Consider the following 17,228-nt stretch of genomic DNA (forward strand, 5'->3'; position numbering starts at 1 on the left):
TCGGCATCTGGCGATGCGATCCGACGTCTTCCCGGCGGGGAGAGGTGAACCGAGTTTGTCGCAACGCGATACAATTCAAAGCCATTAGCTAAGCATCAGCGCCCGACCTGCCCGCGATGGCGAAGGAAATGGTCCGCCAGCACGCAGGCCATCATGGCCTCGCCCACGGGCACGGCGCGGATACCGACGCAGGGATCGTGGCGGCCCTTGGTCATGATCTCCGTCTCGGCGCCGTTGCGATCGATGGTGCGACGGGGGCTCAGGATCGACGAGGTCGGCTTGACGGCAAAGCGCGCCACCACCGGCTGGCCGGTGGAGATGCCGCCGAGGATGCCGCCGGCCTGGTTGGACAGGAACACCGCGCCCTGGTTGCCCATCCGCAGCTCGTCGGCGTTGGCCTCACCCGACAATTCGGCCGCGCCAAAACCGGCGCCGATCTCGACGCCCTTGACCGCGTTGATGCTCATCAGCGCCGCGGCGAGATCGGCATCGAGCTTGCCGTAGATCGGCGCCCCCAAGCCCGCCGGCACACCCTCGGCAATCACCTCGATCACCGCACCGATCGAGGAGCCGCTCTTGCGGATGCCATCGAGGTAATTCTCGAAAAAGGCCGCCTTGTCCTTGTCCGGGCAGAAGAACGGGTTGCGCGCGACCTCGTCCCAGTCCCATTTGGCGCGGTCGATCCTGTGCGGGCCCATCTGCACCAGCGCGCCGCGCACGCTGACCTCGGGGAGAACCTTGCGCGCGATCGCACCGGCCGCGACCCGCATCGCGGTCTCGCGCGCCGACGAGCGCCCGCCGCCGCGGTAATCGCGCAGGCCGTATTTGGCCTCGTAGGTGAAGTCGGCGTGCCCGGGCCGGAATTTGTCCTTGATATCGGAATAGTCCTTCGAACGCTGGTCGGTGTTCTCGATCAACAGTGCGATCGGTGTGCCGGTGGTCACCTGGACGCCGGTCTCCGGATGGGCCATGACGCCGGAGAGAATCTTCACCGCATCCGGCTCCTGCCGCTGGGTGGTGAAGCGCGACTGCCCGGGACGGCGGCGATCGAGGTCGCGCTGGATGTCCTCAGGCGCCAGCGGGATCAGCGGCGGGCAGCCATCGACCACGCAGCCGATCGCGACCCCGTGGCTTTCGCCAAAGGTGGTGACGCGGAACAGGTGGCCGAAGCTGTTGAAGGACATCTGACGGTTGACGGCTAACACGAATGTTGAATGTCAACACGTAGCGCTCCGCCATAGAACCGTCAAATCATTGGACGGGCTCGCTCACCCTTCGCATTAACTATGCTTCGTCAGCCCGTTTTCACCGAAGACATAGACCGTGCCCTGCTCGATGTAGAGATCGACCACGCTGGTGGCGCTCTCGAAGCCGCGCGCCACCATCAGCGCCCGCGCCACGCCGCCATGGGCGACGGCGACGGTATCGGCCGCAAGCCCCGCATACCACTCGCTGACTCGCACCTCGACGTCGGCATAGCTCTCGCCATCGGGAGCCCCGACTCTCCACTTGTCGACCAGCCGCCTCGCATAGAGCTCGGGGTCGCGCGCTTCGGCCTCGGCAAGGGTCGAGCCCTCCCACTGGCCATAACCGATCTCGCGCAGCCGGTCGTCGACCACGTAGTCGCGCGGCGGCAGCCTCAGCGTTTCGCGAACCAATTCCATGGTCATGCGGGCCCGCCCGAGCGGGCTTGCCACGAACGGCAGCGCCGACTTGTCGCGGCCGTCATGGGCCAGCAGGTCCTGCAGCACCCCGCCGGCATGGACCGCCTGCCGATGGCCGACCTCGTTGAGCGGAATGTCCCGCGTGCCCTGCAACCGGCCCAGCGCGTTCCACTCCGTCTCGCCGTGGCGGATGTAGTAAAGGACGGGCCTGGCCATCGGAGTCTTGCGCTAGTCCTTGCCGAGCGAGATGTCCGGCGCATCGGGACGTTTCATGCCGAGGACGTTGTAGCCGGCATCGACGTGATGCACCTCGCCGGTGACGCCGCGCGACAGGTCGGACAACAGATAGAGCGCGCTGTCGCCGACCTCCTCGATCGTCACGTTGCGACGCAGCGGCGAGTTAATCTCGTTCCATTTCAGGAGATAGCGGGAATCGGCGATGCCGGCGAACGCCAGCGTCTTGATCGGCCCGGCCGAGATCGCGTTGACGCGGATGTTCTTCTCGCCGAGGTCGGCGGCGAGATAGCGAACGCTGGCCTCGAGCGCGGCCTTCGCCACGCCCATCACGTTGTAGTGCGGCATCCATTTCTCGGCGCCGTAATAGGTCAGGGTCAGGATCGACCCGCCGTCGGTCAGGAGCTTCTCGGCGCGCTGCGCGACCGCGGTCAGCGAGTAGCAGCTGATCAGCATCGTCTTCGAGAAGTTGTCGGCGGTGGTCTCGATGTAGCGGCCGTCGAGCTGGTCCTTGTCGGAGAAGGCGATCGCGTGCACGACGAAATCGATCTTGCCCCAGATGCGCTTCACCTCGTCGAACGCGGCGTCGATGGTGGCCTGATCGGTGACGTCGCAATGTCCCAGCAGGACACCATTCAGTTCCTTCGCCAGCGGCTCGACCCGCTTCTTCAGCGCGTCCCCCTGCCAGGTCAGGGCGATCTCGGCGCCTGCGGCATGGCACGCCTTGGCAATGCCCCAGGCGATCGAGCGGTTGTTGGCAACGCCGAGAATCACCCCGCGCTTGCCCTGCATCAGACCTGAATTTGACGACATCACTGCTTCCAATCGAGCTCGTTCTTTGAGATTTTGCGTACACTACCGCGTCCGTCCGGTACAGCCCCATCGGCACCCCGCACAGGGCCAGACGGGCAGACCTCGACGACAGGAATAGTCCCGTCTATTGGGGGTTATGCTCGTCGAGGCTTGCGCCTCGCACTTCCGAGCCGCCACTTTTCTTGAGACGTTCCGCGATGAGCGCGTTTCGCCAGAGTGTAGAAGCCATGATTCCGGCCTTGCGCCGCTATGCCCGCGCGCTCGTGCGCGACGCCGATATCGCCGACGACCTGGTGCAGGACACGCTCGTCCGCGCGCTGCGGTCGGAACGGCTGTTTCTCGGCGGCGACGTCCGGAGCTGGCTCTACACGATCCTGACCAACCTGAACAAGAACCGGCGGCGGTCACTCGCGCGCCGGCCGCAATTCATGCCGCTGCTCGAGAACAATCCCGACGCCAGCGGCACCGAGGCCGAAGGCCGCGACATCGCGCGCGCGCTCGCGACGCTGGTCGAGGAGCAGCGCGCGGTGCTGCTGCTCGTGATGCTGGAAGGCCTGAGCTATCGCGAGGTCGCCGAGATCCAGGGCGTGCCGATCGGGACCGTAATGTCCCGGCTTGCGCGCGCCCGCGCCCACGTCAAGGCTGCGCTGGAAGGCGAGCGGCCGGCGCTGCGGCGTGTGAAGTGACAATCATGGCAAGCGTCATGCATGAGGCATACTCGACCGGAAGACCACAGAGACGACGAAAATGACTGAGCCGAAGATTCCCGTCACCGAAGACGAGCTGCACGCCTATGTCGACAACGAGTTGCCGGCAGAGCGCAAAGGCGACGTCGAGGCCTGGCTTGAGACCCATCCGGAGGATGCGGAACGGGTGCATTCCTGGCGGGCGATGGCGGAGGCCCTGCACGCGCGCTACGATTCGGTGGCCAATGAGCCGGTGCCGAAGCGGCTCGAGCTCGAGCGGCTGGTGCGGCCGCCGCGCAAATGGGTCTACGGCACGATCGCCGCAAGCCTGTTCGCCTTCGTCGCCGGCGGCGGCGCCGGCTGGATGGCGCATGGGGCGGCCGCGACGCCCTCGGTCTTCCAGGCCTTCACCGGCGACGCGCTCGACGCGCACCGGCTCTATGCCGTCGAGGTCCGTCATCCCGTCGAGGTGCCCGGCAGCGAGCGCGATCATCTGCAGGCCTGGCTCACCAAGCGCTGCGGCTGGGCGGTGCGGGCGCCCGAGCTCACCGCGACCGGCCTGAAGCTGGTCGGCGGTCGGCTGCTGCCGGGGCCGAGCGGACCGGCATCCTTCCTGATGTATGAAAGCGCGTCGGGCGAGCGCTTCACGATCTACACGGCCAAGGCAAACACCGAGACGACGCAGATGCGCTACGCCGCGCAGGACGGCCAGGGCGCCCTGTTCTGGGCCGATCGCGGCGTCGGTTACGTGGTCTCGGGCTCGACCGACCGCGAGCGGCTGACCCAGGTGGCGAAGCTCGTCTACGACCAGGCCGAAAAAGCCGGCGGTTAGCACGGCAATCGGAGACCACGGCGCTCGGCCGTAGGGCGGGCTAAGCGGCCACGTGCACAGTCCCGTAGGCTGGGCTAAGGCGCGGCCGCGCCCGACGTAGCTCGCAGAGCGAAGGCGGAAGCGCCGTGCCCACCAATGTCTCGACGACATGCTTCTGAATGGTGGACATGCTTCCGCCATCGTGTGGCGAGCTGCCGGGCACGTGGCCGCTTAGCCCACCCTCCAAAGCTGCGATCGGCCGGCGGTTGGCATCGCCATCGGAGACCGCGGCGTGGCAGTCCGTGGGCAGATCATGGCGGAGATAGGTGCGAATGATGAAGAATCATGATCGCGCATGTTCGATGCCCCAATTCGGACATCGATAATCTGGAATGAAGTCACTGACGCGTCTCATTATCGCTCCGGATGCTCACGAGAAAATGAGAAGCGTTCGATCCGCCGATCGACGCAAGCGGTCTCGAGTTGGGGTTTTGTACCGCGCTGGTCCCCCTCTCGAGGCCGCACCCTTTTTCCTGCGGCATTCGAAAGCCTTGCAGGCGTTTCCGCCCACGGCATCGGCGCGACTTCGAGGCCTGGAAGTCGACGTGAGCTCACGACAGAATGCCGCACGCCAGGCGCGCAGCGATCAGGAAAGATCGCTGCGCGGGTTGTAGGGATGCTTGTCCTTCCACTTCTGCATCAATGCTTCGAGCTCGGCGTCGTTGCCGTCCGGTAACATGATCCGGATCGTGACGAAGAGATCGCCGACGGTCCCCGCAGGCCTGGGCATGCCCTTGCCCTTGAGGCGGAAGGTACGGCCGCTCGACGTGTTCTTCGGGATCGACAGTTCGACCGCGCTGCCGAGCGTCGGCACGCGGACCTTGCCGCCCAGCACCGCCTCGTAGAGCGTGATCGGCAATTCGACCCTCAGATCGCTGCCGTCGACCTTGAAGAACGGGTGCGGCGCGATCTGCACCGCGATCAGGAGATCGCCCGGCGGATGGCCGGGCGCGGTCTCGCCCTGTCCCTTCAGCCGGATCTGCTGGCCGGGCTGGACACCGGCGGGAATCTTGACATTCAGCTCCTTGCCGGTCGGCAGCCGGACGCGCTTCTCGGCGCCGTTGACCGCCTCCTCCAGCGACACCGTCATGGATACCGTGAGGTCGAGATCAACCCCGATGCCGCCGGCGTCGAAATCGAACGTGCTGGGGCCGCGCCGTGCGCCGCCGCGGGCCGCGCCGCCGAACATGCTGTTGAGGATGTCCTCGAATCCCTGCGTGCCGCCGCCCTGTCCCCCGCCGGTGCGGAAGGAAAAGGTTTCGAAGCCGCCCGGACCGGCCCGGCCACCGGCACCGGCACCGGGAAAACCCTGGAAGCGCGGCTTGCCCTCGCCATCGATCTCGCCGCGGTCGAACTGCTTGCGCTTCTCCTCGTCGCCCACGATCTCGTTGGCGGAGTTGATCTCGGCGAAACGCGCCGCCGCTTTCGGATCGTTCTTGTTGCTGTCCGGGTGATGCTTCTTGGCGAGCTTTCGATAGGCGCTCTTGATGGCCGCAGCAGTTGCATTCCGCGGCACCCCCAAGACCTCATAGGGGTCGCGCATCCGACACGTCTCCTTCAGGGAAAGATCAAGATCATAAACCAGGAGCGGGTTCGCCGCTCGAATATTTCATCTGGGGTCGCCGTGGCATTTTTGCAACTGGCCTCGCGGCCGGCTGCTTGCGAGATCTAGCTCCGCCGCCACGGCATCAGACTGTGGATCTCCCAGCGGCCGTGCTCGCTCTTGCAGGCGGCACCTTGCAGCCAGCTCTCGTTCTTGCCGTTGACGTAACTCGCGAGGAAATTCCGGCAAGTGCGGCCACCGTCATCGGCATAGGCCTGCGCCAGCGGCGTGACCGAGCCCCGGGCGCCGGTCCTCGGGTTCTCCCAGGGCTGGCTCGCATCCTTGTCGCCCTTGGTCAGGACGTCGGAGGCGGCCGTGCGGGCGAACGCGAGGTCGCTCTCGGTCGGACCGTCGGTGCTCATAAGCGCACCGGTCGCAAGATCGCCGTCCTGCATCTTGGCGAACGGCCCGCGCGCCATGCTACAGCCGCCGGCGGAGAGCGCCATTAGAATCACTGTCAACGCGGCCCGCCCGGGTGCGATCGCCGATAGGCCAACACGTCCCCATGCCCTATATAGGGCCGAAGCCTGTAGCAGCGCACGGTTTGCTGCGGGTGGGCGCAACGCGGACTCCTGGCATGAGCGACACGACCTCGATCAAACACCCTCTACCGTTAACAACAGGTGATTTTACTGAAGCGGGTGAACCGTTTGCGCTGTTTTCGGAATGGTTTGCGGAAGCCATCAAGGGGGAACCGAACGATCCCAATGCGATGGCGCTGGCAACCGCCGATGCTGACGGCCTGCCGGACGTGCGCATGGTGCTGATGAAAGGCTTCGATGGCGACGGCTTCGTGTTCTACAGCCATGTCGCGAGCCAGAAGGGCCGCGAGCTCGCCGCAAATCCTAACGCCGCTCTACTGTTCCACTGGAAGTCGTTGCGCCGGCAGGTGCGGGTCCGCGGGGCGGTGACGCCGGTGACCGACGCCGAGGCCGACGCCTATTTCGCCACCCGCCCGAAGCAGGCCCAGCTCGGCGCCTGGGCCTCGAAGCAGTCGGAGCCGCTGGAGAGCCGGTTCGCCTTCGAGCAGGCGATCGCGGTGCAGGCGGCGAGACACCTGGTCGGCGAGGTGCCGCGGCCGAAGGGCTGGAGCGGCTGGCGCATCACGCCGTTGAAATTCGAGTTCTGGCACGACCGCCCGTTCCGCCTGCACGACCGCATCGAATTCCGCCGCGACGCGACCGGCGCGCCGTGGAGCAAGGTGAGGCTTTATCCTTAAACCCCTGCCGTCATGCCGGGGCGCACGAAGCGCGAACCCGGAATCCCGAGATTCCGGGTCTGGTCCTTACCATCCCGGAATGACGGACAACGAAAGACCAACATGCCGACCTCAGCCAACGCGCCGCGGCGCACGATGATCCTGACCGGGGCGAGCCGCGGCATCGGCCATGCCACGGTGATCCGCTTCTCCTCTGCCGGCTGGCGCGTCATCACCTGCTCGCGGCATGCCTTCCCCGAGGAGTGCCCGTGGGACGCCGGCCCGGAGGACCACATCCAGGTCGATCTCGCCGATCCCGACGACACCTTGCGCGCCATCGACGAGATCAGGCGGCGACTCGCGGGCGGCGAATTGCATGCGCTGGTGAACAACGCGGCGATCTCGCCGAAGGGGCCCGGTGGCTCGCGGCTCGGCAGCGTCGATACCGACCTCGCCACCTGGAATCACGTGTTCCGGGTCAACTTCTTCGCGCCGATCATGCTGGCGCGCGGACTGATCAAGGAATTGACGGTGGTGAAAGGCTCGGTCGTCAACGTCACTTCGATCGCTGGCTCGCGCGTGCACCCGTTCGCGGGCGCCGCCTATGCGACCTCGAAGGCGGCCCTGGCCGCGCTGACGCGCGAGATGGCCTCCGATTTCGGCCGCGTCGGCGTCCGCGTCAACTCGATCGCGCCCGGCGAGATCGACACCTCGATTCTTTCCCCCGGCACCGAGAAGATCGTCGCGGAGCAGATCCCGATGCACCGGCTCGGCACCCCGGACGAGGTCGCGAAGATCATCTACGTGCTCTGCACGGAGACCAGCTCGTATGTGAACGGCGCGGAGATTCACATCAACGGCGGCCAGCACGTGTGAGGGTGAGCCGGCGATCCCTGGCGCCGGGACGTCTCAATGCACGCTGCGGAGCGCGCTGTTGCAGGCCTGCTCGCAGCGGCGGCACTCCTCGGCGCAGATGCGGCAGTGCTCATGATGCTGCGCGTGCTTCTCGCATTCGATGGCGCACTGCCGACAGGCCAGCGCGCACAGCTCGATCGCGGCGCGCAGCACCTCGTGGTTCGAGCCGGAGCGCCGCGAGGCGAGCGCGCCGGTCATAGCGCAGATGTCGGCGCAGTCGAGATCGAGGCGGATGCATTGGCGCAGCTCGATGACATCAGCTTCGGCGAGGCAGGCGTCGGCGCAGGCGGTGCAGGTCTGGGCGCAGTCGTAGCAGGCTTCGATGCAGCCGATCAGTGCCTCGCTGATGCGGCCCTTGACGTCCGGGTGGGCTGAGATCATCTCGCGCACATGCATGGCCGTCTCCTCGCTTGACTTGGGTCGGGATCAACGCGCGATAGCGCCGAGGGTTGCTCGTGACGCGCCCTCACCTTCTTCCACCTACCTCGTCGATATGCTCCAGCAGATCGGCCGGGTCCTCATAGACGCGGATGGCGCCGGACTGGCGCAATTCGTCGGCGCCATAGCCGCCGGACAGGAAGCCGACGCCGAGCGCACGGCAGCGCGTCGCGGCAAGCATGTCCCAGATGCTGTCGCCGACCACGATCGCGCGCTCGATCGGCGCGCCCAGCCGATCGGCGGCGGCGAGGAACAGGTCCGGATCGGGCTTGGCGTAACGCACCTGGTCGCGGGTGACGATCGTGCACTCGGCGGGATCGACCCCGAGACTCCGGATATTGACCGAGGCCGTCTCCATCCGCCCGCTGGTCGCGATCGCCCACGGGATCTTCTGTTCGCTGAGAAAGGCGAGCAATTCGCGCGCGCCCGGCAGCGGACGGACGTCGCGCCCGTGCGTGCGGTAGGCTTCGGCGTGCGCACGCCGCAATCGCTCGCCGCGCTCGGGATCGATCTCGACATCGACCTCGCGCAGCAGCTGGTTGACGAACAGCCCGCCGGACATGCCGACCTTGCGGTGAATGCGCCAGACCGACAGCTCGATCCGCTCCGCATCCAGCGCGGTCTTCCAGGCCAGCACGTGCTGGTACACGCTGTCGACCAGCGTGCCGTCGAGATCGAAGAGGAAGACCGGTTCGATGCGCATGGGACCTCACGAGAATCAGCCTACGCCCGGCTTATGCCGCGCGCCAGTGGTCGGGCCTGCGCTTGTCGTTGAGGTGGCGAACGCGGGCGATGTGGGGGGAATGACCGTGCTGCCTTGCCCAGTCGATCGCCTCGCGCTCGGTCTTGTGGCTCGCCAGCACGTGGTCGGCGTGATCCTCGACGACATAGGCCTCGACCGGATCGCCCTCCGGCAGCCCCTTCGGCCGCGGCTCGATGAAGACGATGCTCATGGGACTGCTCCTTGATGTGGATGTACGGGTTGCGCCTATAACTCGACGTGGATGCAAAAGGTTGCCGGCGCCGCCGACGGTCTCTCGCCTGCACTTCGCAAACGTGATCGGCAAGGAACTGGCTGTGTGCGCCGCAGCGCGCTACGGTCGTCCGCATGGGACGCTTCGCCTCCACTGTCGGCCTCTACGAGCGGCTCCGGCCGCCCTATCCGCCCGAATTTTTTGCCGCCGCTGCCGAGAAGCTGAAACTTTCGAAAGGCACGGCGCTGATCGACCTCGGCACCGGGCCCGGGCTGCTCGCGCTCGGCTTTGCGCCTTACGTCGGCCGGCTCGTCGGCGTCGATCCGGAGCCCAGGATGCTCGAAGCAGCAAGCGAGGCGGCGGCGCGGGCCGGCGTGACGTTCGAGCTGATTCCGGGCCGTGCCGAGGATCTGCCCGAGAGCATCGGCCGCTTCGACCTCGTCACGATCGGCCGGGCGCTGCACTGGATGGACGAGCGCGCGATCGGCGGCCTGTTCGACCGGCTGGTCGCGCCCGACGGCGCCGTCATCGTCTGCGCCTCGTTCTCGACACAGGACGGCCGCAACGCCTGGCTCGACGACTACAGCAAGGCGCGGCGCGCCTGGTCCGAGCCGAAATTGTGGACCGAGTCGCGCTCCGGCGGGCGCGCCCATCGCGAGCTCGCGAGCCTGCTCCAGGGCAGCGGCTTTTCCGTCACCGAGACGATACGCGTCGAGGCGACGCATGAGGTCAGTGTCGGCGATCTGGCCCAGCGGACGCTCACCTTCTCCTCGTCCTCGCCGGCGGTGGTGGGCGACAAGGTGGAGGCGCTGCTGCGCGACGTCGAAGCGAGGCTTGCCCCGTTCAGTCACGACGGCAGGGTGCGCGAGATATTCGTCGCCGCGGCGCAGGTGGTGAAGCGGACGGGGTGACTGTCGGGATCTCGTAGGGTGGGCAAAGCGTGTCTTGCACCGACGCATGCCATGCAATGGCAGAAGCGTGCCCACCGTTACGAGCCGTGCTGTCGAAAGAATGGTGGGCACGGGCGCTGCGCGCCCTTAGTTAGACCACGCTCCGAGTCCTCAAATCAATCCGCGCAGGATCTGCGCAGCCTGCCAGCGCAGGCGCGCGGCGTCGATGTTGGAGGCCGAGGAGCACTCGTCCTCGCGCTCGCCATCGGCCATGGCGGCGCCGCAGTGCCGGCAGACGCGCAGCGACAAGGCTTCGGCGCGCACGGTACTGCCGTTGCGTCCGCGATAGGCAGCCAGGTCGACGACGTTCGGCGATGACGTTACGAATTTCTCAACCATGGCTGCCCTGTTGTCGCGGGCCGATAGATCCGAAAGGCCGCGCGCGCTCGTTGCAGATGCAGCGCAGGCCCAAGATCGCGCCCGTGGACAGCGTTATCGCAGAAACGTTTCGATCAAACGTTCAGCGCACCGCTCAAATTTTACCGGTGAATTGCGTAGCGGTGAATGATGTGTTGCGCGACACGCGATTTCGCCCGCGGGCCTTACAGGCAATCATGAAGGAGATTTCGACCTCAAAGCCATTTCTTGATCTTGAAGATGTAGTACGGCACGATCGCCGCTGCGATCATGGCGATGATCGCGATCGGATAGCCGTGCGGCCATTCGAGCTCCGGCATGTCCTTGAAGTTCATGCCGTAGATCGAGGCGATCAGGGTCGGCGGCATCAGCACCACCGCCATCACCGAGAACAGCTTGATGATGTTGTTCTGCTCGAGATTGACGACGCCGAGCATGGCGTCGAGCACGAAGGTGATCTTGCCGGAGAGATAGGAAGCGTGGTCCGTCAGCGAGCCGACGTCGCGCTGCATGGTCTTGAGCTGCTCGCGCATGTCCTTCGACCATTTCACCCCCTCGATCGCCGCCGACAGGAAGGTGACGAGCCGGCCGATCGAGACCAGGCTCTCGCGCACCTTGGAGGTCAGGTCGCCCTTGCGGCCGATCGCGATCAGGATCTTGGCATATTGCTTGGCGTGGCCATGGCGCTCGCTGTCCGGCTCGAATATCTCGTGGGAGACCTGGTCGACGTCGGCGCCGACCCGCTCCAGGATGTCGGCGCAGCGGTCGATCACGGCATCGAGCAGTTCCATCAGCACCATCTCGCCGGTGATGCCGGCCGAGCAGGCGCGGCCGAGCTTGGCCTCGACCAGCGAAAACGGCTTCGGCGTGTCGTAGCGCACCGTCACCAGGCGATGGCCGGTGAGGATGAAGGTCACCGCCGTGGTGCGCGGCATGTCGGTGTCGGAGTTGCACATCAGCGTCGCGGTCATGTAGCGGGCGCTGTTCTCGAGATAGAGGCGGCTCGAGATCTCGATCTCCTGCATGTCCTCCCGGGTCGGCACCGCGATTCCCGCCAGCCGCTCCACCGCTTTGTCCTCCGCCTGGGTGGGATTGACGAGGTCAATCCACACCGAAGCCTCCGGCAGGCCGGCCAGGTCCTCGACAGCGAGCTTCTTCAAGGCGGATTCAGCGGGGAGGAACACCGACAGCATGCGGAAACTCCGGAAACGAGGGTACTGGCGTCGCTACCCCTTCTTGCATCGCCGCCGCAGGCTGCAACAAAGATTCGCGCGTTCGGGTGATCGGCGCCGACCTCTGTAGCCGCCAGGCCGCTCCCTGTTAACCCGGGCCCCGGCGGTTATGACCGGAAGACGGCAGATCGCGCACATCTGTGGCGCTGCGACGACCACAACATGGCGCAAGCGCGCCGGTATTCAGAGGTGTTGCACAAATACCAGCCGCAACCGGACCCTTTGCGGTAAAAAAGCCACAACCCGGCTGCCGCAACGCGGGACAAGTGCCAAAGTTCTGGAATTATGGCCAAATCCGACGATAATGAACTTAACTGAATCATCGCGTTTCTGGCGCAATCTTGGGCTAGAACGCCAAGGCTCCGATTGGAAGTACGGCAATGTCGTCGGTAAAGGTAAAGTTGGCAATCCTGGCCGCCAGCCTGATGCTCTCAGGCTGCATGCAGGCGAGCACCTATGAGGCGACCAATACGACCGCCTTCAAGCCCCGCGACAAGGAATATCTGGCGAAAATCCGCTACACCAACGTACCGGTCGCCGAGCCGTTCCGCCGCGCCATCGTCGACTATCACCGCAAGGAAGCGCCCGGTTCGATCGTGGTCGATTCCGACAACCACTATCTCTATTACGTGCTCGATAACGGCAAGGCGATCCGCTACGGCATCACCGTCGGCGAGGAGGCCATGGCCTGGTCGGGCATCGCCAAGGTCGGCGCCATGACCGAGTGGCCGCCCTGGCATCCGACCAAGAGCGAGATCGAGCGGCTCGGCGTGCCGACCTTCGTGGCGCCCGGACCGGACAATCCGATGGGCTCGCGCGCGATGTATCTCTATTCGAACGGCAAGGACACGCTGTTCCGGATTCACGGCACCAACCAGCCGGAATATATCGGCGCATCGATCTCGTCGGGCTGCATCCGCCTGACCAACGAGGACGCGATCGACCTGTACAACCGGGTCAAGGTCGGCACCATCGTCGTGGTGTTGGAGCCGCACCATGGCGACTCCCCGTTCAACTCGCAGATGGCGCTGACGGGCGGCAGTAGCGCCCTGTTCCAGTAGCGCGGAACGACGATCCCAGGATTGGAAAGCGCCGGTTTCACCGGCGCTTTTTTCTTGCGTGCCGGCCGGCCGGCGCATCGGTATCATCCGACTTCGCCGCCGTCTTTGATTTCGCCTTGTCGCCGGTGGATGACGATTTCGCTTCCGGCTTGGCGGGCTCGGCCTCGTCGCCCTGCGAGACCGGCTCCGTTTTGCCGGCATCCGGCTTCGTCGCCGCGGCGACCGGGCGGGGCGGCGCCTCCGCCGGCCGCTCGGCCGGCAGCAGCGGTGCGACTTGCGGCATCGGGTCGAGCACGTCCCATTGACAGATCTTGTAGTTGTTGTGCCGCTCCATCAGATCGATGTGGATGTGATCCTCGTGATAGCCGTCGGAGTCGGGGCCGAGCACGGTCGTGAAGCGCCTGCACATCGACCACAGCACCTTCTCGCGCACGTCACGCGGCACGCTGCGGTCGGTCAGCACCATCTCGCGGCCGCCTTCGAGCCCAAAGCCATGGACGTCGAGCGCGTTGGCATGGCCATGCTCCGACAGGTGTGCGCCAGCCTTGCCGTTGAAGTTGCGGCATTCGTAGGAATCGTAATTGTCCAGCGTGGCCAGCGCGCCGAGATCATGCGTGATCGGTGCGACGTCGGTCCGCACCCAGTTGGCTATCTCGTCTGCCATGTGGCAGCGCAACGTCGCGGCCGGGGTGAGCCTCACCTTGCGCTTGTCAGGCAGCACGATCGCCTCCAGCCGTACCAGGTCGTCCCCGCCGCAGTCGCCGGGGCCGTGGATCGAAGGTACTGAAGGCGCGATCGCGACGTCCTCGGTCAGCGCCTGCCGGCAGGCCGACGGCGGTGGCGGCGCGGCAGCCTCGACGGTCTTGTCGGCCGGCTTCTCCGGCGTGGCAGATGGCTTGGCCGCCTCCTGCTCGTGACCCTTCCCTGCCTTCTCAGTCGGTGCCGCCTTGTCGGCTTGCTGCTTCTGCGGTGCGGCCTGGGGCGCCTCGGCCGGCCGTGGCTGCGGCACCGGCGTGGCGACGGTCTGGGACGGCGCGGCGGGAGCAGGCGCTGCCTGGGCCGGCTCGGACTTGGTGGGTTCGGATTTGGCCGGATCGGATTTGGCGGGCCCGGCATGCGCCGGGCTCCTGTGGTGCCGCGCATGGTGTCCGCCGCCGAAGAAAGCGGCGAACGGATCGAAGCTCGCGTGCCGCGCCTGCGCCGCCTCTCCCGCCAGCAGAAGCACCCCGCCGGCCGTTACCGCGGTAACCATTACCGCCCGCCCGCGGCCATTCGACCATTTCCGGCCAGCTTTCCCCGCGCTAAGCTTCATGTGATTTCCGTGACCTGGCCGGTGCGCCGAGCGCCTTCGGGTCATCCACGACAACATCTGGAGGGACGTTGGGATGCTTGGTTTGATGCAGGATTGGCCGCTGCTTTGCCATCGGATCATCGAACACGCGGCCACCTATCATGGCACGCAGGAGGTGGTGACCCGCTCCGTCGAAGGTCCGATCGTCCGCACCAATTACGCCGAAATTCACAAGCGTGCGCTGAAAGTGTCGCAGATGCTGACGCGCGACGGCATCAAACTCGGCGATCGCGTCGCCACCATCGCCTGGAACACCTGGCGCCATCTCGAATGCTGGTATGGCATCATGGGCATCGGCGCGATCTGCCACACCGTCAATCCGCGGCTGTTTCCGGAGCAGATCGCCTGGATCCTCAACCATGCCCAGGACCGCGTGGTGATGGTCGACCTCACCTTCGTCCCTGTCCTGGAAAAGATCGCCGACAGGCTGCCGAGCGTCGAGCGCTACATTGTGCTCACCGACAAGGCGCACATGCCGGAGACGCCGCTGAAGAACGCGATCGCCTATGAAGAATGGATCGCCGGCGCCGACGGCGATTTTGCGTGGGCCGACTTCGACGAAAACACGGCGGCGGCCATGTGCTACACCTCCGGCACGACGGGCGATCCCAAGGGTGTCCTCTATTCGCACCGGTCCAACGTGCTGCATGCGCTGATCGCCAACTCCAAGGACGCGCTGGGAACTTCCGCGTCTGACACAATGCTTCCGGTGGTTCCCTTGTTCCATGCCAATAGCTGGGGCATCGCATTTTCCGCGCCCTCGATGGGCACCAAGCTGGTGATGCCGGGCCCGAAGCTCGACGGCGCATCGGTCTACGAATTGATGGACACGGAAAAAGTCACTCATACGGCCGGCGTGCCGACGGTGTGGCTGATGCTGCTGCAATACATGAGCGCGAATCAGTTGAAGCTGCCGAATCTGCAGTTCGTGGTGTGCGGCGGCTCGGCGATGCCGCGCACGATGATCAAGTCCTTCGTCGACATGGGCGTCGTCGTGCGCCACGCCTGGGGCATGACCGAGATGAGCCCGCTCGGCACGCTCGCCACGCTGAAGCCGCCGTTCTGCGAGCGCGCCGGCGAGGAGCAGCTCGACATCCTGCAGACCCAGGGCTACCCGCCCTACGGCGTCGAGATGAAGATCACCGACGACGCCGGCAAGAAGCTGCCATGGGACGGCTAGACCTTCGGCCGGCTCAAGGTGCGAGGCCCCGCGATCGCGAAAGCGTACTTCCGCGTCGATGCCAACATCCTCGACCAGGAAGGCTTCTTCGACACCGGCGACGTCGCCACCATCGACAGCCACGGCTACATGCGCATCACCGACCGCTCCAAGGACGTGATCAAGTCCGGCGGCGAATGGATCTCCTCGATCGATCTGGAAAACCTCGCGATCGGCCATCCCGCGGTGGCGGAGGCCGCGGTGATCGGCATTCATCATCCGAAGTGGGACGAGCGGCCGCTCCTGATCGTGCAGCTCAAGCAGGGCCAGCAGGCGAGCCGCGAGGACATCCTGCACTACATGGAAGGCAAGATCGCGAAATGGTGGATGCCGGACGACGTCGCCTTTGTCGACGGGATCCCGCATACCGCGACCGGCAAGATCCTGAAGACTGCCCTGCGCGACCAGTTCAAGGCCTACAGTTTTCCGAACGCCGCGGCGTAGGCCAAACCTCACCGTCCGTCGCTTTGACACGGCCTCCCCGCATGCGGGTGAGGCCGTGTCCGTGCCCGTATTTCAGGCAATTCTCAGCGAACGAAACTCTCCCGAACAGGGTTAACAGGCTTGCGGGTCGCGATCGCGACGAAAGGCCAATAGGAACTGCCGTCCCGGCTTTTTAGGTTGCGGCCGCATTTGAAGAACAATGACAGGAAGGTTCCCAGGATGAGGAAGTCACCCGCGCTTCGCGCTCTGCCTTGGCTGCTGCTGGCCTCGATGGCAACGGCCGCGCACGCCGCCGGCAACAAGGTCGTGATCGGCGACATCGACGACATGTCCGGCCTCTATGCCGACGTGATCGGCCAGGGCGGCGTCGAGGCCGCCAAGATGGCGATCGAGGATTTCGGCGGCAGCGTGCTCGGCAACAAGATCGAGCTCCTGGTTTCCGACCACCAGAACAAGCCGGACGCCGGCGCCCAGAAGTTCCGCGAATGGGCCGACCGCGACGGGCTCACCCTGGTGCTCGGTGGCTCCAACACCGGCGTCAGCCTCGCGATGAACAACGTCGCCAAGGAGAAGAAGATTCCCTTCATCGCGATCGGCGCCGCCGGCGCCTCGCTGACCGGCAAGGACTGCACGCCCTACACCGTGCACTACGTCTACGATACGACGTCGCTCGCCAACGGCACCGCCAAGACCATGGTGAGCCAGGGCGGCAAGAGCTGGTTCTTCCTCACCGCCGACTACGCCTTCGGCACGCAGTTGCAGGAAGCCGCGACCAAGGTGGTGGACGCCAATGGCGGCAAGGTGATCGGCGCGGTGCGCGTGCCGCTGTCGACCTCGGACTTCTCGAGCTATCTCCTGCAGGCGCAGAACTCCGGCGCCCAGGTGCTGGGGCTTGCGAATGCCGGCAACGACTTCACCAACTCGCTGAAGGCCGCCGACGAATTCGGCCTCTCCCAGAACATCAAGCCGGCGGCGCTGCTCGCCTTCATCACCGACGTCCACGGCCTCGGGCTGAAGAGCGCGCAGGGCCTCTATCTCACCACCGCGTGGTACTGGGACGCCAACGACAAGACCCGCGCCTTCGCCAAGCGCTTCTTCGACAAGGTCAAGCGCGAGCCGACCATGAACCAGGCCGGCTATTACTCGGCGACGCTGACCTATCTCAACGCGGTGAAGACCGCGGGCACCACCGACGCCGACAAGGTGATGGCGGAATTG

18 protein-coding genes and 1 pseudogene are annotated in these 17,228 nt (G+C 65.6%); 8 read left to right on the forward strand and 11 right to left on the reverse strand.

The features are described from left to right. Positions 1-95: 95 nt before the first annotated feature. The 3 genes from aroC to fabI all read right to left on the reverse strand — a co-directional run bounded on the left by aroC (position 96) and on the right by fabI (position 2,711). Positions 96-1,184, reverse strand: coding sequence for a chorismate synthase (gene aroC, locus JOY90_RS24525; RefSeq protein WP_291693695.1), 1,089 nt, complete (start codon positions 1,182-1,184; stop codon positions 96-98). Between the two features lie 96 nt (positions 1,185-1,280). Continuing rightward, the gene (locus tag JOY90_RS24530; RefSeq protein ID WP_291693696.1) at positions 1,281-1,880 is read right to left on the reverse strand and encodes a histidine phosphatase family protein; all 600 of its coding nucleotides are present in this window, start codon (positions 1,878-1,880) and stop codon (positions 1,281-1,283) included. Between the two features lie 12 nt (positions 1,881-1,892). After that, positions 1,893-2,711, reverse strand: coding sequence for an enoyl-ACP reductase FabI (fabI, locus tag JOY90_RS24535; RefSeq protein WP_291693697.1), 819 nt, complete (start codon positions 2,709-2,711; stop codon positions 1,893-1,895). A 197-nt stretch (positions 2,712-2,908) separates the two neighbouring features. Between fabI and JOY90_RS24540 the strand changes: the two genes are divergently transcribed. Next, complete coding sequence (locus JOY90_RS24540) at positions 2,909-3,397, forward strand: RNA polymerase sigma factor (RefSeq protein ID WP_291693698.1); 489 nt, start codon at positions 2,909-2,911, stop codon at positions 3,395-3,397. A gap of 61 nt (positions 3,398-3,458) precedes the next feature. After that, the gene (locus JOY90_RS24545; protein ID WP_291693699.1) at positions 3,459-4,229 is read left to right on the forward strand and encodes an anti-sigma factor; all 771 of its coding nucleotides are present in this window, start codon (positions 3,459-3,461) and stop codon (positions 4,227-4,229) included. A 625-nt stretch (positions 4,230-4,854) separates the two neighbouring features. Here the strand turns inward: JOY90_RS24545 and JOY90_RS24550 are convergent. Then, on the reverse strand, positions 4,855-5,811 hold the full coding sequence (locus JOY90_RS24550) for a J domain-containing protein (RefSeq protein ID WP_291693700.1): 957 nt from the start codon (positions 5,809-5,811) through the stop codon (positions 4,855-4,857). 125 nt (positions 5,812-5,936) lie between these two features. Then, entirely contained in the window at positions 5,937-6,407 is a 471-nt protein-coding gene (locus tag JOY90_RS24555; protein WP_367276991.1) for an RT0821/Lpp0805 family surface protein, read from the reverse strand. 41 nt (positions 6,408-6,448) lie between these two features. Between JOY90_RS24555 and pdxH the strand changes: the two genes are divergently transcribed. Both pdxH and JOY90_RS24565 read left to right on the forward strand, forming a co-directional pair. Further along, on the forward strand, positions 6,449-7,090 hold the full coding sequence (gene pdxH, locus JOY90_RS24560) for a pyridoxamine 5'-phosphate oxidase (protein WP_291693701.1): 642 nt from the start codon (positions 6,449-6,451) through the stop codon (positions 7,088-7,090). Positions 7,091-7,192: 102 nt separating this feature from the next. Beyond that, complete coding sequence (locus JOY90_RS24565; protein ID WP_291693702.1) at positions 7,193-7,945, forward strand: SDR family NAD(P)-dependent oxidoreductase; 753 nt, start codon at positions 7,193-7,195, stop codon at positions 7,943-7,945. Positions 7,946-7,978: 33 nt separating this feature from the next. Here the strand turns inward: JOY90_RS24565 and JOY90_RS24570 are convergent, their stop codons facing one another. From JOY90_RS24570 to JOY90_RS24580, 3 genes are all read right to left on the reverse strand, one after another. Further along, a complete protein-coding gene (locus JOY90_RS24570; protein WP_291693703.1) occupies positions 7,979-8,380 on the reverse strand; it encodes a four-helix bundle copper-binding protein in 402 nt (133 codons plus the stop codon). 70 nt (positions 8,381-8,450) lie between these two features. After that, entirely contained in the window at positions 8,451-9,125 is a 675-nt protein-coding gene (locus JOY90_RS24575) for an HAD family hydrolase (protein WP_291693704.1), read from the reverse strand. 31 nt (positions 9,126-9,156) lie between these two features. Continuing rightward, complete coding sequence (locus tag JOY90_RS24580; protein ID WP_291693705.1) at positions 9,157-9,375, reverse strand: hypothetical protein; 219 nt, start codon at positions 9,373-9,375, stop codon at positions 9,157-9,159. Between the two features lie 155 nt (positions 9,376-9,530). On the opposite strand from JOY90_RS24580, the gene JOY90_RS24585 reads away from it, so the two are divergent. Then, positions 9,531-10,307: a class I SAM-dependent methyltransferase gene (locus tag JOY90_RS24585; protein WP_291693706.1), complete on the forward strand. Its 777-nt coding sequence runs from the start codon at positions 9,531-9,533 to the stop codon at positions 10,305-10,307. A 150-nt stretch (positions 10,308-10,457) separates the two neighbouring features. Here JOY90_RS24585 and JOY90_RS24590 read toward each other — a convergent pair whose 3' ends face one another. Beyond that, positions 10,458-10,685, reverse strand: a complete 228-nt coding sequence (locus JOY90_RS24590; protein ID WP_291693707.1) for a hypothetical protein — start codon at positions 10,683-10,685, stop codon at positions 10,458-10,460. 233 nt (positions 10,686-10,918) lie between these two features. Next, entirely contained in the window at positions 10,919-11,896 is a 978-nt protein-coding gene (locus JOY90_RS24595) for a magnesium transporter CorA family protein (protein ID WP_291693708.1), read from the reverse strand. A gap of 419 nt (positions 11,897-12,315) precedes the next feature. On the opposite strand from JOY90_RS24595, the gene JOY90_RS24600 reads away from it, so the two are divergent. Next, positions 12,316-12,996: a L,D-transpeptidase gene (locus JOY90_RS24600; RefSeq protein WP_291693709.1), complete on the forward strand. Its 681-nt coding sequence runs from the start codon at positions 12,316-12,318 to the stop codon at positions 12,994-12,996. 37 nt (positions 12,997-13,033) lie between these two features. On the opposite strand, the gene JOY90_RS24605 is transcribed toward JOY90_RS24600, so the two are convergent. Further along, a complete protein-coding gene (locus tag JOY90_RS24605; RefSeq protein WP_291693710.1) occupies positions 13,034-14,248 on the reverse strand; it encodes an extensin family protein in 1,215 nt (404 codons plus the stop codon). Between the two features lie 133 nt (positions 14,249-14,381). Here JOY90_RS24605 and JOY90_RS24610 point away from each other — a divergent pair. After that, positions 14,382-16,010 (forward strand): annotated as a pseudogene (locus JOY90_RS24610) (fatty-acid--CoA ligase). Positions 16,011-16,229: 219 nt separating this feature from the next. Next, positions 16,230-17,228, forward strand: a 999-nt coding sequence (locus tag JOY90_RS24615) for an ABC transporter substrate-binding protein (RefSeq protein WP_291693711.1), incomplete at its 3' end; no start/stop codon positions are given.

The sequence above is a fragment of the Bradyrhizobium sp. genome (assembly GCF_019242285.1).
Lineage (GTDB): Bacteria > Pseudomonadota > Alphaproteobacteria > Rhizobiales > Xanthobacteraceae > Bradyrhizobium.